We start from the raw sequence: 12,746 nt of genomic DNA, 5'->3' as shown, positions 1-12,746 counted from the left end.
TTCTAGGATTGTTGGAGAAAGAAAATGGCAAGATATTTGGGTCCTAAGCTCAAGCTGAGCCGTCGTGAGGGCACTGACTTATTCCTTAAGTCTGGCGTTCGCGCGATCGATACCAAGTGTAAAATTGAACAAGCTCCTGGCCAGCACGGTGCGCGTAAACCGCGTCTGTCTGACTATGGTGTGCAGTTGCGTGAAAAGCAAAAAGTTCGCCGTATCTATGGTGTGCTGGAGCGTCAGTTCCGTAACTACTACAAAGAAGCAGCACGTCTGAAAGGCAACACCGGTGAAAACCTGTTGGGTCTGCTGGAAGGTCGTCTGGACAACGTTGTATACCGTATGGGCTTCGGTGCCACTCGTGCAGAAGCACGTCAGCTGGTCAGCCATAAAGCAATTATGGTAAACGGTCGTGTTGTTAACATCGCTTCTTATCAGGTTAGTCCGAATGACGTTGTTAGCATTCGTGAGAAAGCGAAGAAGCAGTCTCGCGTGAAAGCCGCTCTGGAGCTGGCTGAGCAGCGTGAAAAGCCAACCTGGCTGGAAGTTGATGCTGGCAAGATGGAAGGTACGTTCAAGCGTAAGCCGGAGCGTTCTGATCTGTCTGCGGACATTAACGAACACCTGATCGTCGAGCTTTACTCCAAGTAAAGCTTAGTACCAAAGAGAGGACACAATGCAGGGTTCTGTGACAGAGTTTCTAAAACCGCGCCTGGTAGATATCGAGCAAGTGAGTTCGACGCACGCCAAGGTGACCCTTGAGCCTTTAGAGCGTGGCTTTGGCCATACTTTGGGTAACGCACTGCGCCGTATTCTGCTCTCATCGATGCCGGGTTGCGCGGTGACCGAGGTTGAGATTGATGGTGTACTACATGAGTACAGCACCAAAGAAGGCGTTCAGGAAGATATCCTGGAAATCCTGCTCAACCTGAAAGGGCTGGCGGTGAGAGTTCAGGGTAAAGATGACGTTATTCTTACCTTGAATAAATCTGGCATTGGCCCTGTGACTGCAGCCGACATTACCCATGATGGTGATGTCGAAATCGTCAAGCCACAGCACGTGATCTGCCACCTGACCGATGAGAACGCATCTATTAGTATGCGCATCAAAGTTCAGCGCGGTCGTGGTTATGTGCCGGCTTCTACCCGAATTCATTCGGAAGAAGATGAGCGCCCAATCGGCCGTCTGCTGGTCGACGCATGCTACAGCCCTGTAGAGCGTATTGCCTACAATGTTGAAGCAGCGCGTGTAGAACAGCGTACCGACCTGGACAAGCTGGTCATCGAAATGGAAACCAACGGCACAATCGATCCTGAAGAGGCGATTCGTCGTGCGGCAACCATTCTGGCTGAACAACTGGAAGCTTTTGTTGACTTACGTGATGTACGTCAGCCGGAAGTTAAAGAAGAGAAACCAGAATTCGATCCGATCCTGCTGCGCCCTGTTGACGATCTGGAATTGACTGTCCGCTCTGCTAACTGCCTCAAAGCAGAAGCTATCCACTATATCGGTGATCTGGTACAGCGTACTGAGGTTGAGCTTCTTAAGACGCCTAACCTTGGTAAAAAATCTCTTACTGAGATTAAAGACGTGCTGGCTTCCCGTGGACTGTCTCTGGGCATGCGCCTGGAAAACTGGCCACCGGCAAGCATCGCTGACGAGTAACCGGATCACAGGTTAAGGTTTTACTGAGAAGGATAAGGTCATGCGCCATCGTAAGAGTGGTCGTCAACTGAACCGCAACAGCAGCCATCGCCAGGCTATGTTCCGCAATATGGCAGGTTCACTGGTTCGTCATGAAATCATCAAGACGACTCTGCCGAAAGCGAAAGAGCTGCGTCGCGTAGTTGAGCCGCTGATTACTCTTGCCAAGACTGATAGCGTAGCTAATCGTCGTCTGGCATTCGCCCGTACTCGTGATAACGAGATCGTGGCAAAACTGTTTAACGAACTGGGCCCGCGTTTCGCGAGCCGCGCCGGTGGTTACACTCGCATTCTGAAGTGTGGTTTCCGTGCAGGCGACAACGCGCCGATGGCATACATCGAGCTGGTTGATCGTTCAGAGAAAACAGAAGCTGCTGCAGAGTAATCTGTAGTAACGTAAAAAACCCCGCCTCGGCGGGTTTTTTTATATCCGCTATATCCCCACTTAACTACAATATCTGTACTTTTTTTGTTCATCCCCTGGAGTGTCATATGTGGTTACTGGACCAGTGGGCGGAGCGCCATATTATTGCTGCACAGTCTAAAGGCGAGTTTGATGATTTACCTGGTACAGGCGAACCGCTTACCCTTGACGATGATTCCCATATTCCGCCTGAACTTCGGGCCGGATACCGTTTATTAAAAAATGCAGGCTGCCTTCCACCTGAGCTTGAGCAGCGCAAAGAGGCGATCCAGCTGCTTGAAATACTCGCGGGGATCCGCAAAGATGATCCCAGTTATCAGGAAGTCAGTCGACGGTTGTCGCTACTGGAGCTAAAACTTCGCCAGGCTGGGCTTAGCACCGAGTTTTTGCACGGCGAATACGCAGATAAGCTGCTGCAGAAGATCAACGACAAATAGCGGAGAGAGCATGTATCGAATTGGTGAATTAGCGAAGCTGGCTGACGTGACGCCGGATACTATCCGTTACTATGAAAAGCAGCAGATGATGGAACATGAAGTACGTACCGAAGGCGGGTTTCGCCTCTACACGGAAAGCGATCTTCAGCGTCTGAAGTTCATTCGTTATGCCCGTCAGCTTGGTTTTACACTGGAGTCGATTCGCGAACTGCTTTCGATCCGCATAGATCCAGAGCATCATACCTGCCAGGAATCAAAAGGGATCGTTCAGGAAAGATTACAAGAGGTCGAAGCGCGCATAGCGGAGCTTCAGGCGATGCAACGATCGTTACAGCGATTAAATGATGCGTGCTGTGGTAAAGCACATAGCAGTGTGTACTGTTCTATTCTTGAAGCACTTGAACAAGGCGCCAGCGGAACAATATCAGACCGTTGATTTTTTGCACGGTCAGGTCTACACTCCCGGCGTAAATTACCCCACAAACTGGAGAGAGTATGAGCCGTTATCAGCATACCAAAGGACAGATAAAGGACAACGCCATTGAGGCGCTTCTGCATGATCCACTGTTCAGGCAGCGCGTTGAGAAAAATAAGAAAGGGAAAGGAAGTTATCTACGTAAAGGTAAACATGGCAATCGGGGAAACTGGGAGGCCAGTGGCAAGAAAGTGAAGCACTTTTTTACCACTGGCCTTTTTGTTTCAGTGAACGCTTAAGAGCGGTTGTTCTGTTCTTTCAGCAGGTCACGAATTTCACTTAGTAATACTTCTTCTTTAGATGGTGCTGGAGGTGCCGCTGGCTCTTCAGCTTTTTTACGATTCAATTTATTGATCAGTTTGATTGCCATAAAGATAGCAAACGCAACAATAATAAAATCGAAGACATTCTGAATGAATACGCCGTAATGCATGACCACCGCCGGGATGTCTCCCTGCGCATCACGTAACGTTAAAGCAAACTGTTTAAAATCAATCCCACCAATTAACAACCCCAGTGGCGGCATGATGATATCGGCAACCAGTGATGAAACGATCTTACCAAATGCCGCACCAATAATGACACCCACTGCCAAATCGACAACATTCCCGCGCATCGCGAATTCGCGAAACTCTTTAATAATGCTCATTTTATTCTCCCTATGCAGCTGACGTTTATAAGTTTAACAAATGTTTAGGCAATTTCCATTTATGTATTGCGGAAAGGAAAAATTATTAGGCCCTGATAAATAAAGGGAAATAAAAAGGGCGCTATATTAGCGCCCAAATTATTACAGGAAGAAGGGGCTTGGCTGGAATAAGCGCTCGACGTCGGTAATAAATTTTTTATCTGTCAGGAACATAATAACGTGATCGCCCTGTTCAATACGCAGGTTGTCATTGGCGATCATCACATCGTTACCCCGTACAACGGCGCCAATAATGGTTCCGGGCGGAAGTTTAATTTCATCAATTGAGCGACCTACCACCCGTGATGTTGTCTCATCACCGTGTGCGACGGCTTCAATGGCTTCCGCTACGCCGCGGCGTAGCGATGAAACACCAACAATATCAGCTTTACGCACATGGCTCAGGAGTGCGGAGATGGTCGCCTGCTGCGGTGAAATCGCAATATCGATCACGCTGCCCTGTACCAGATCGACGTACGCTCTGCGTTGGATTAGCACCATCACTTTCTTGGCGCCCATTCGTTTAGCCAGCATCGCCGACATGATGTTAGCTTCATCGTCGTTGGTCACCGCAATGAACAGATCAACCTGATCGATATGTTCTTCCGCCAGCAGCTCTTGATCCGAAGCATCGCCAAAAAAGACGATCGTATTTTGCAATTTCTCTGCAAGCTCCGATGCGCGCTGCTGATTACGCTCGATCAGTTTGACGCTGTAATCTTTTTCCAGACGCCGCGCGAGCCCCGCACCGATATTACCGCCACCGACTAACATAATGCGTTTGTACGGCTTTTCCAGACGCTGTAGCTCGCTCATGACGGCGCGAATGTGCTGTGATGCCGCGATAAAGAAAACCTCATCACCCGCTTCAACGATGGTAGAGCCCTGCGGGCGAATTGGCCTGTCATGACGGAATATTGCCGCAACGCGGGTATCGATATGCGGCATGTGATCGCGCATTGTCGACAACGCATTACCGATTAGCGGTCCGCCGTAATAAGCTTTCACGACCGCCAGACTGACTTTGCCCTCGGCAAAATTCACGACCTGCAATGCGCCCGGATATTCAATCAGGCGATAAATGCTATCGATAACCAGTTGCTCAGGCGCAATCAGATGATCGATAGGGACAGCATCGGATTGGAATAGCTTGTCCGCATCGCGAACATAATCCGGTGAACGAATACGGGCGATACGGTTAGGCGTATTAAACAGGGAATAAGCTACCTGGCAGGCAACCATATTTGTTTCATCTGAGCTGGTTACGGCAACCAGCATATCGGCATCGTCGGCACCAGCCTCACGCAATACACGGGGATGTGAACCATGTCCTTGCACGACGCGGAGATCGAACTTGTCCTGCAAGCTGCGCAGGCGCTCACCATTGGTATCGACTACCGTGATATCGTTGTTCTCTCCGACCAGGTTTTCAGCCAGCGTACCGCCAACTTGCCCTGCGCCAAGAATGATAATTTTCATCAGTCGCGACCCGTTATCTCATCACTTTTTGATTAGCTTAGCGTAAAAGAAGCCGTCGCCATCTTCTGCACCCGGTAAATTCTGACGTCCTGGCTGCTCTGGCGTACCGGTTTCGCTTAACACCGCATCCAGTGTGCGTGCAAGGAACGCGGCGATCTGCTGTTGGTTTTCTTCTGGCAGAATAGAACAGGTTGCATAGACTAGCGTGCCGCCAGGCTTAAGGTGTGTCCAGGTAGCGTTGAGGATCTCCGCCTGCAACTGAGCGAGTTCGGCAATATCCCGATCGCGACGCAGCCATTTGATATCCGGATGGCGACGGATTACACCAGTGGCAGAACATGGGGCGTCCAGCAAAATACGGTCAAACTGTTGCTCACCGCACCACTGCTGCGGATAGCGACCATCACCCTGCTTCACGGTTGCTTTCATACCCAGGCGTTTCAGGTTGTCATACACGCGAGACAGGCGTTTATCGTCGATATCGACTGCCATCACGTTCGCATCTGGCGCGACCTCCAGAATGTGGGTGGTCTTGCCGCCGGGAGCGCAACATAAATCAAGGATCTGCTCTCCGTTTTGTGGCTGCAGATAGCTGACGCAACCCTGGGCAGAGGCATCCTGAACGGTGACCCAACCTTGCTCAAAACCAGGCAGAGCGAGTACGGAGGCAGGTGTCTCCAGACGGACCGCATCCGGGTAATCCGGATGAGGGAAACCGGTCAATCCTGCTTCGGCGAGTAGTTCCAGCCAGGCGTCGCGCGTATGGTGGTTGCGATTAACACGGAGCCACATTGGCGGGCGTTGGTTATTAGCCTCAAGGATGGCTTCCCACTGCTGTGGATAAGCGGCTTTAATACGTTTTACCAGCCAGGAGGGGTGTAAGAAACGTAGATCGCTTTGTGCGAACTCGGCCAGTAGTTCTTCCTGACGGCGCTGGAACTGGCGTAATACGCCATTGATCAGCCCTTTCAACTGCGGACGCTTAATCACCACGGCGCCTTCTACGGTTTCGGCCAGCGCAGCATGGGGTGGGATACGGGTATGCAGCAGTTGGTAGAAGCCCACCATGATCAGGTAGTGAACGGTACGCTGTTTGCCCGTCATCGGACGTTCCATCAGTTGCTGGATCATCCACTCCAGTTGCGAGAGTGTGCGCAATACGCCGAAGCAAAGCTCTTGCAACAGCGCTTTATCTTTATCGGCAACTTTTTGCTGCATGGCGGGCAGCACGTTGCTTAATGATTGCCCCTTTTCGACAACCTGCTCGACGGTCTGGGCCGCCATACTGCGTAAATTAAGATGTTTTTTCATAAGTGCAAAAATAAAAATGCCCGGTAACACCGGGCTTAAAGAGATGAACCGTCAGGCCAGACGGTTTCCGGGCACAAACCACTCCCGGCGCGAATTAAGCAGATCCTGCGCACTCATGGCTTTTTTGCCTGCAGGCTGCAAAGAGACGAGATTCAGGATGCCGTCGCCTGTTGCAACCTGGATACCCTGACGGGTCGCTTCCAGAATTGTGCCTGGTTCAGCGTTAGCGGGCGTATCGATCACCGTCGCCTGCCAAATTTTTACTGGTTGCTCGTCGATGACGATATAGCTCATTGGCCACGGGTTAAAGGCGCGGATGCAGCGCTCCAACTGAGCGGCCGAAAGTGACCAGTCGATACGGGCCTCTTCTTTACTGAGTTTCTCTGCATGCGTAACCAGTGATTCATCTTGTACCACGGGTTTTATCGTGCCAGCAGCCAGCTGTTTTAGCGTTTCAATCAGCCCCTGAGGCCCCAGGTCTGCCAGCTTGTCGTATAACGAACCGCTGGTATCCTCTGCCGTAATCGGGCATGAGAGCTTAAGCAGCATATCACCGGTGTCGAGACCAACATCCATTTGCATGATGGTAACACCCGTTTCGCTATCGCCAGCCCACAGTGAACGTTGAATCGGTGCTGCGCCACGCCAGCGTGGAAGCAGGGAACCGTGAACGTTGATACAACCCAGGCGCGGCATCTCCAGCACGGCTTTTGGCAGAATCAGTCCATATGCCACTACCACCATCACGTCTGCGTGTAAATCAGCAACCAACTGTTGGTTTTCCTGAGGGCGAAGAGAGACGGGCTGGAAAACCGGTATCCCTTTTTCTTCTGCTAACACTTTTACCGGGCTGGGCATCAGCTTTTTACCGCGTCCCGCAGGGCGGTCCGGTTGGGTAAACACGCCAACGACGTTATGTCCAGAAGACAACAGCGCGTCAAGGTGACGCGCTGCAAAGTCAGGTGTACCCGCAAAAATAATACGTAGTGAGTCTGACACGTTGATTCTTGTCCTTAAGCTCGGGCGTTCAGGCGGTCGAGTTTTTCAACTTTCTGACGAATACGTTGTTGCTTCAACGGAGACAGATAATCGATAAACAGTTTACCGACCAGGTGATCCATTTCATGTTGAATGCAGATAGCGAGCAGGCCATCGGCTTCCAGTTCAAAAGATTTACCGTCGCGATTGAGCGCACGAATTTTTACTTTCTCAGCACGTGGTACTAACGCACGCTGTTCGGGGATAGACAGGCAACCTTCTTCAATGCCGGTTTCGCCATCTTTCTCCAGCAGCTCCGGGTTGATTAAAACCAACTGCTCGTCGCGATTTTCAGAGACATCAATAACAATGATGCGCTGATGGATATCGACCTGTGTTGCGGCCAGACCGATACCCTCTTCTGCGTACATCGTTTCGAACATATCATCAACGATACGCTGAATTTCTGCATTCACTTCTTCAACCGGCTTTGCGACTTTGCGAAGACGCTCGTCCGGAATATGTAACACTTGCAAAACTGACATAGTTATCCAGAGTTGTGTTCAGGAGTTGAAAAGATTATTACCTCTATTCTAGACAAAACCCCCTCTGATTGACAGCATCAGTGACCAATCGCAAAGATTGCCAGGACTGCTTGTGGCAGGGGAGCAGGGATGACCCAAATTGAAATTTGGCTACGTTTAGCGCAAGTGAATGAACTGTATGGTGATGAGATGGTGCGCCTTGCCCACTGGCTCAATGCCCAACCCTGTATTAACAACACGATACTCCAGCACGCAGGATTATCTTCCCGCCAGGCCATGCGCTTTTTAACCTTTTCAGAACAGTTACTGGAAAAAACGCTGCGTTGGTTGGAGCAGCCGAACCACCATTTAGTGGTTGCCGACAGCGAGCATTATCCGTCCCAGCTGCGCGTGATTGAAGATTATCCAGGGGTACTTTTCGTTGCCGGTACTCCCGCATGCCTGCATTCATTTCAGGTGGCCGTCGTCGGTAGTCGCCAACATTCATGGTATGGCGAACGTTGGGGGCGATTATTTTGCGAAAAGCTTGCCGCGTCTGGGGTGACGATAACCAGTGGGCTGGCCCGAGGGATTGATGGTGTGGCGCATAATGCGGCGATAAACCGACAAGGCACGAGTATTGCGGTGCTGGGAAATGGGCTTGAGACCATTCATCCACGACAGCATGTCCGTCTCGCTGAACGTCTGATCGAGTCCGGAGGCGCATTGGTGTCTGAGTTCCCATTAGATACGCTCCCGCTGCCGCGCAATTTTCCCCGACGAAATCGCATTATCAGTGGTCTAAGTAAAGGTGTCCTGGTCGTTGAGGCCGCGCAGCGCAGCGGTTCATTGGTCACAGCACGCTGTGCGCTGGAACAAGGACGGGAGGTTTTTGCTTTGCCCGGACCGATTGGGAGTCCAGGAAGTGAAGGTCCACATTGGCTTATTCAGCAGGGAGCCACGCTTGTGACCGCACCAGAGGAAATTCTGGAAAATTTGCAATATGGGCTGCAATGGTTGCCAGATGAACCTGAAAAATCAATTTATTCGCCAGATCACGAAGAGGTGGCATTGCCATTTCCTGAGCTCCTGGCTAACGTAGGAGATGAGGTAACACCTGTTGACGTCGTCGCTGAACGTGCCGGCCAACCTGTGCCAGAGGTAGTGGCTCAACTACTCGAACTGGAGTTAGCAGGATGGATCGCAGCTGTACCCGGCGGCTATGTCCGATTGAGGAGGGCATGCCATGTTCGACGTACTAATGTATTTGTTTGAGACATATATCCATAACGAAGCTGAGCTGCGTGTGGATCAGGACAAACTGGAACGGGATCTTACCGACGCTGGTTTTGATCGTGAAGACATCTACAACGCGTTACTGTGGCTGGAAAAGCTTGCTGATTATCAGGATGGCCTTGCCGAACCTATGCAGCTGGCGTCTGACCCTCTTTCTCTGCGTATTTATACTGCAGAAGAATGTGAACGACTGGATGCGAGCTGTCGCGGATTCTTGCTATTCCTGGAGCAGATTCAGGTGCTAAACCTCGAAACGCGAGAAATGGTAATTGAGCGCGTACTCGCGCTGGATACGGCAGAGTTTGATCTGGAAGACCTGAAGTGGGTAATCCTGATGGTGCTATTCAACATTCCGGGTTGTGAAAATGCCTATCAGCAAATGGAAGAATTACTCTTTGAAGTGAATGAAGGTATGCTGCATTAATCAATCTTCATTCAGTATGAGTTGTTATGGCTAAATCAGCACTGTTTACGGTGCGTAAAAACGAGCCCTGCCCACAATGCGGGGCCGAACTGGTTATTCGCTCCGGGAAACACGGTCCGTTTCTCGGTTGTTCACACTATCCAGATTGCGATTATGTCCGTCCGCTGAAATCATCGGCGGACGGACATATTGTCAAAGTTCTGGAGGGTAAGTTTTGCCCTGCATGTGGCGCTGAGTTGGTGCTGCGACAGGGGCGATTCGGTATGTTTATCGGATGCAGTGACTACCCTGCGTGCGATCACACCGAGCTTATCGACAAGCCTGATGAAACAGCAATAGTCTGTCCTCAATGCCAGACTGGTCACCTGGTCCAGCGGCGTTCACGTTATGGCAAAACTTTTTACTCCTGCGATCGCTATCCGGAGTGCCAGTTTGTCATTAACTTCAAACCGTTAGCCGGAGAATGTCCAGAGTGTCATTATCCGCTACTCATCGAAAAGAAAACCGCGCAGGGTGTGAAGCATTTCTGTGCCAGTAAACAATGTGGAAAGCCGATTTCGGCGGAATAAAAAAGTGAATAATAACCTGCCCACAGGCCCTATCGCTGCTGCAATAGAGGTACTGAACCAAGAGAAAGTCATCGCCTATCCAACAGAAGCTGTATTTGGTGTCGGCTGCGATCCCGACAGCGAAACGGCAGTAAGTCGTTTGTTGGAACTAAAACAACGCCCGGTCGAGAAAGGCCTAATTTTGATTGCGGCTAACTTTGAGCAACTTAAGCCCTATATTGACGATAGCTCGCTTACTGATGCTCAACGCGAGGCTATCTTCGCTCGCTGGCCGGGTCCTGTCACCTTCGTTTTCCCGGCACTTGCGTCTACACCTCGTTGGTTGACCGGTCGTTTTGATTCGCTGGCCGTGCGTGTCACAGATCATCCGCTGGTGGTTGCACTGTGCCAGGCTTATGGCAAACCTATAGTTTCCACCAGTGCAAATTTGAGTGGCTTACCGCCTTGCCGAACGGTAGAGGAAGTCCGCGCGCAGTTTGGTACAGACTTTCCCGTTGTTGAAGGAGAGACCGGAGGGCGTTTGAATCCTTCGGAGATCCGTGATGCACTGACGGGTGAACAGTTTCGACAGGGGTAATATGAAAGAAGCCTATGCTGTTTTTGGTAATCCGATAGCGCACAGTAAATCGCCTTTTATTCATCAGCAATTTGCAGAGCAGCTGAAGATTGATTACTCCTATGGACGTGTACTGGCGCCGATCAATGACTTTGCGAATTCGCTGAACGCCTTTTTTGCTGAGGGGGGTAAGGGAGCAAATGTCACCGTTCCTTTTAAAGAAGAGGCGTTTGCGCGTGCCGATGAATTAACAGACCGGGCATCGCTAGCTGGAGCAGTTAACACCCTTAAACGGCTGGAGGATGGACGTTTGCTGGGAGATAACACGGATGGTATCGGTTTATTAAGCGATCTTGAGCGTTTATCTTTCATTCGTCCCGGATCGCGAATTCTGCTGATTGGTGCGGGCGGTGCATCCCGTGGGGTATTGCTACCTCTTCTTTCAATGGATTGTGCGGTAACCATTGTTAATCGTACGGCCTCCCGCGCTGAAGAACTGGCACAGCTCTTCTCTCATACCGGTAGCGTGCAGGCAGTGGAAATGGACGAACTTGATAATCACCGCTTTGATCTGATTATTAACGCGACGTCCAGCGGTATTAGCGGTGAGGTCCCGTCTATTCCGGCATCTCTTATCCATCCCTCCGCCTACTGCTACGACATGTTTTATCAGAAAGGGAATACGCCGTTCCTTTCCTGGTGTGAAAAGCATGGGGCGAAACAGTATGCCGATGGTCTGGGGATGCTGGTGGGACAAGCTGCACATGCTGTTTTGCTCTGGCATGGCGTTTTACCCCAGATTGAGCCGGTCATTAAAAGCATGCAACAGGAATTGTCGGCATGAATCAGGCGATCCAGTTTCCCGATCGAGAAGAATGGCGGACGGATGTAAATGCCATTGTTTTCCCTGCAATGGTTCATGGGATGCAGTTAACATGTGCCATATCGGGAAAGATGTTGGCGTCCCGCTTTGGCGGTGAGACGCCTGAACAGTGGCTGGAAACCTTTCGATTACATCGCTGGGACCTGGAAGAAGAGGCCGAAGCATTGATCCAGGACCAGCAGGAAGACGCTCAGGGTTGGGTGTGGTTACTCTGACTTAAATACTCATCTTTCCACTTAACATAGTTGTTAGCTGAGTATTGCAAGCCTGCTTTCTCTTCATCACTCAATGGACGGATCTGCTTAACCGGGCTTCCCAGGTACAGATATCCACTCTCCAGGCGTTTGTTTTGCGGAACCAGGCTTCCCGCCCCAATCATAACGTCGTCTTCAACAACGACACCGTCCAACAGAATCGATCCCATGCCGACTAATACGCGGTTACCAATGGTACAACCGTGCAGCATGACTTTATGACCAACTGTGACATCTTCACCTACGATCAGCGGATTACCCTGTGGATTGGATGTAGATTTATGCGTGACATGTAGAACGCTGCCGTCCTGAATGTTTGTACGCGCACCGATTTGCACGTAGTTCACATCGCCACGGATCGCGACCAGTGGCCAAATTCCGACATCATCAGCCAAACGGGCATCACCAATGACGACGCTACTGGTGTCGATCATCACGCGTTTTCCGATCTGTGGGAAAAGATCCTTATAAGGGCGCAGTACATCAGACATGTTTACCTCAGCGAAAATAGAGCGGTAATGAAGACTTTGGTTGGATTATCGAGACTGTGCAAGTGATTTATCTATCAAAAATCAGCCAAATTGCGCAGGAATATAGCGAAAGGGGTGAAAAACAAGCATTCAGCAAAAAAGATCCAAAAAACACTTGTGCTAAAAAATGGGATCCCTATAATGCGCCTCCATCGACACGGTGGATGTGAATCACTTCACGCAAACAGCCGGTCGGTTGAAGAGAAAAACCTGAAAATG

At 50.6% G+C, this 12,746-nt stretch carries 18 protein-coding genes; 12 read left to right on the top strand and 6 right to left on the bottom strand.

The annotated features are described in order from the left end of the window. The first annotated feature begins 24 nt into the window (after window positions 1-24). The 6 genes from rpsD (at window position 25) to arfA (ending at window position 3,274) form a co-directional block, all read left to right on the top strand. Window positions 25-645, top strand: coding sequence for a 30S ribosomal protein S4 (gene rpsD, locus FDX14_RS13425; protein WP_003031138.1), 621 nt, complete (start codon window positions 25-27; stop codon window positions 643-645). 25 nt (window positions 646-670) lie between these two features. Continuing rightward, complete coding sequence (locus FDX14_RS13420) at window positions 671-1,660, top strand: DNA-directed RNA polymerase subunit alpha (RefSeq protein ID WP_003031139.1); 990 nt, start codon at window positions 671-673, stop codon at window positions 1,658-1,660. Window positions 1,661-1,700: 40 nt separating this feature from the next. Then, window positions 1,701-2,084 carry a 50S ribosomal protein L17 gene (gene rplQ / locus FDX14_RS13415; protein WP_001216370.1) on the top strand — a complete coding sequence of 128 codons (384 nt, stop codon included), beginning with the start codon at window positions 1,701-1,703 and terminating at the stop codon, window positions 2,082-2,084. Between the two features lie 107 nt (window positions 2,085-2,191). Beyond that, entirely contained in the window at window positions 2,192-2,560 is a 369-nt protein-coding gene (locus tag FDX14_RS13410; RefSeq protein WP_061381071.1) for a DnaJ family domain-containing protein, read from the top strand. 10 nt (window positions 2,561-2,570) lie between these two features. Continuing rightward, window positions 2,571-2,996, top strand: a complete 426-nt coding sequence (gene zntR / locus FDX14_RS13405) for a Zn(2+)-responsive transcriptional regulator (RefSeq protein ID WP_042312097.1) — start codon at window positions 2,571-2,573, stop codon at window positions 2,994-2,996. Window positions 2,997-3,055: 59 nt separating this feature from the next. Continuing rightward, on the top strand, window positions 3,056-3,274 hold the full coding sequence (gene arfA, locus FDX14_RS13400) for an alternative ribosome-rescue factor ArfA (protein WP_038634656.1): 219 nt from the start codon (window positions 3,056-3,058) through the stop codon (window positions 3,272-3,274). Here arfA and mscL read toward each other — a convergent pair. From mscL to def, 5 genes are all read right to left on the bottom strand, one after another. Beyond that, the gene (mscL, locus tag FDX14_RS13395) at window positions 3,271-3,684 is read right to left on the bottom strand and encodes a large-conductance mechanosensitive channel protein MscL (RefSeq protein ID WP_003031152.1); all 414 of its coding nucleotides are present in this window, start codon (window positions 3,682-3,684) and stop codon (window positions 3,271-3,273) included. The two genes, arfA and mscL, sit on opposite strands and share 4 nt — an antisense overlap. A gap of 141 nt (window positions 3,685-3,825) precedes the next feature. Next, window positions 3,826-5,202 carry a Trk system potassium transporter TrkA gene (trkA, locus tag FDX14_RS13390; RefSeq protein WP_006687350.1) on the bottom strand — a complete coding sequence of 459 codons (1,377 nt, stop codon included), beginning with the start codon at window positions 5,200-5,202 and terminating at the stop codon, window positions 3,826-3,828. 21 nt (window positions 5,203-5,223) lie between these two features. After that, the gene (gene rsmB / locus FDX14_RS13385; RefSeq protein ID WP_042312122.1) at window positions 5,224-6,513 is read right to left on the bottom strand and encodes a 16S rRNA (cytosine(967)-C(5))-methyltransferase RsmB; all 1,290 of its coding nucleotides are present in this window, start codon (window positions 6,511-6,513) and stop codon (window positions 5,224-5,226) included. A 51-nt stretch (window positions 6,514-6,564) separates the two neighbouring features. Then, window positions 6,565-7,512 carry a methionyl-tRNA formyltransferase gene (gene fmt, locus FDX14_RS13380; RefSeq protein WP_042312102.1) on the bottom strand — a complete coding sequence of 316 codons (948 nt, stop codon included), beginning with the start codon at window positions 7,510-7,512 and terminating at the stop codon, window positions 6,565-6,567. Window positions 7,513-7,526: 14 nt separating this feature from the next. Then, a complete protein-coding gene (gene def / locus FDX14_RS13375; RefSeq protein ID WP_038634641.1) occupies window positions 7,527-8,036 on the bottom strand; it encodes a peptide deformylase in 510 nt (169 codons plus the stop codon). A gap of 129 nt (window positions 8,037-8,165) precedes the next feature. Between def and dprA the strand changes: the two genes are divergently transcribed. The 6 genes from dprA to FDX14_RS13345 are packed head-to-tail and all read left to right on the top strand — an operon-like array spanning window position 8,166 to window position 11,958. Further along, window positions 8,166-9,290 (top strand): DNA-protecting protein DprA, encoded by a 1,125-nt coding sequence (gene dprA, locus FDX14_RS13370; protein WP_042312104.1) that lies wholly within the window; start codon window positions 8,166-8,168, stop codon window positions 9,288-9,290. Beyond that, on the top strand, window positions 9,262-9,735 hold the full coding sequence (gene smg / locus FDX14_RS13365) for a DUF494 family protein Smg (protein WP_038634635.1): 474 nt from the start codon (window positions 9,262-9,264) through the stop codon (window positions 9,733-9,735). Before dprA ends, smg begins: the two co-directional genes overlap by 29 nt. A 26-nt stretch (window positions 9,736-9,761) precedes the next feature. After that, complete coding sequence (locus tag FDX14_RS13360) at window positions 9,762-10,304, top strand: DNA topoisomerase family protein (protein ID WP_042312108.1); 543 nt, start codon at window positions 9,762-9,764, stop codon at window positions 10,302-10,304. A gap of 4 nt (window positions 10,305-10,308) precedes the next feature. Further along, the gene (tsaC, locus tag FDX14_RS13355) at window positions 10,309-10,881 is read left to right on the top strand and encodes an L-threonylcarbamoyladenylate synthase type 1 TsaC (RefSeq protein WP_042312111.1); all 573 of its coding nucleotides are present in this window, start codon (window positions 10,309-10,311) and stop codon (window positions 10,879-10,881) included. A gap of 1 nt (window position 10,882) precedes the next feature. Beyond that, window positions 10,883-11,704, top strand: coding sequence for a shikimate dehydrogenase (gene aroE / locus FDX14_RS13350; protein WP_137349684.1), 822 nt, complete (start codon window positions 10,883-10,885; stop codon window positions 11,702-11,704). Continuing rightward, complete coding sequence (locus FDX14_RS13345; protein ID WP_061381067.1) at window positions 11,701-11,958, top strand: DUF1488 family protein; 258 nt, start codon at window positions 11,701-11,703, stop codon at window positions 11,956-11,958. Before aroE ends, FDX14_RS13345 begins: the two co-directional genes overlap by 4 nt. On the opposite strand, the gene FDX14_RS13340 is transcribed toward FDX14_RS13345, so the two are convergent. Further along, entirely contained in the window at window positions 11,934-12,488 is a 555-nt protein-coding gene (locus FDX14_RS13340) for a gamma carbonic anhydrase family protein (protein ID WP_038634622.1), read from the bottom strand. The genes FDX14_RS13345 and FDX14_RS13340 overlap by 25 nt on opposite strands. Window positions 12,489-12,746: the final 258 nt, after the last annotated feature.

The organism is Citrobacter sp. wls710 (genome assembly GCF_005281115.1).
Classification (GTDB): domain Bacteria; phylum Pseudomonadota; class Gammaproteobacteria; order Enterobacterales; family Enterobacteriaceae; genus Citrobacter; species Citrobacter werkmanii.
This window is presented reverse-complemented; position numbering and strand designations above follow the sequence as displayed.

Coding starts and splice junctions, on each gene's coding strand:
- rpsD (WP_003031138.1), top strand. CDS start 25: ATGGCAAGATATTTGGGTCCTAAGCTCAAGCTGAGCCGTCGTGAGGGC.
- FDX14_RS13420 (WP_003031139.1), top strand. CDS start 671: ATGCAGGGTTCTGTGACAGAGTTTCTAAAACCGCGCCTGGTAGATATC.
- rplQ (WP_001216370.1), top strand. CDS start 1,701: ATGCGCCATCGTAAGAGTGGTCGTCAACTGAACCGCAACAGCAGCCAT.
- FDX14_RS13410 (WP_061381071.1), top strand. CDS start 2,192: ATGTGGTTACTGGACCAGTGGGCGGAGCGCCATATTATTGCTGCACAG.
- zntR (WP_042312097.1), top strand. CDS start 2,571: ATGTATCGAATTGGTGAATTAGCGAAGCTGGCTGACGTGACGCCGGAT.
- arfA (WP_038634656.1), top strand. CDS start 3,056: ATGAGCCGTTATCAGCATACCAAAGGACAGATAAAGGACAACGCCATT.
- mscL (WP_003031152.1), bottom strand. CDS start 3,684: ATGAGCATTATTAAAGAGTTTCGCGAATTCGCGATGCGCGGGAATGTT.
- trkA (WP_006687350.1), bottom strand. CDS start 5,202: ATGAAAATTATCATTCTTGGCGCAGGGCAAGTTGGCGGTACGCTGGCT.
- rsmB (WP_042312122.1), bottom strand. CDS start 6,513: ATGAAAAAACATCTTAATTTACGCAGTATGGCGGCCCAGACCGTCGAG.
- def (WP_038634641.1), bottom strand. CDS start 8,036: ATGTCAGTTTTGCAAGTGTTACATATTCCGGACGAGCGTCTTCGCAAA.
- dprA (WP_042312104.1), top strand. CDS start 8,166: ATGACCCAAATTGAAATTTGGCTACGTTTAGCGCAAGTGAATGAACTG.
- smg (WP_038634635.1), top strand. CDS start 9,262: ATGTTCGACGTACTAATGTATTTGTTTGAGACATATATCCATAACGAA.
- FDX14_RS13360 (WP_042312108.1), top strand. CDS start 9,762: ATGGCTAAATCAGCACTGTTTACGGTGCGTAAAAACGAGCCCTGCCCA.
- aroE (WP_137349684.1), top strand. CDS start 10,883: ATGAAAGAAGCCTATGCTGTTTTTGGTAATCCGATAGCGCACAGTAAA.
- FDX14_RS13345 (WP_061381067.1), top strand. CDS start 11,701: ATGAATCAGGCGATCCAGTTTCCCGATCGAGAAGAATGGCGGACGGAT.
- FDX14_RS13340 (WP_038634622.1), bottom strand. CDS start 12,488: ATGTCTGATGTACTGCGCCCTTATAAGGATCTTTTCCCACAGATCGGA.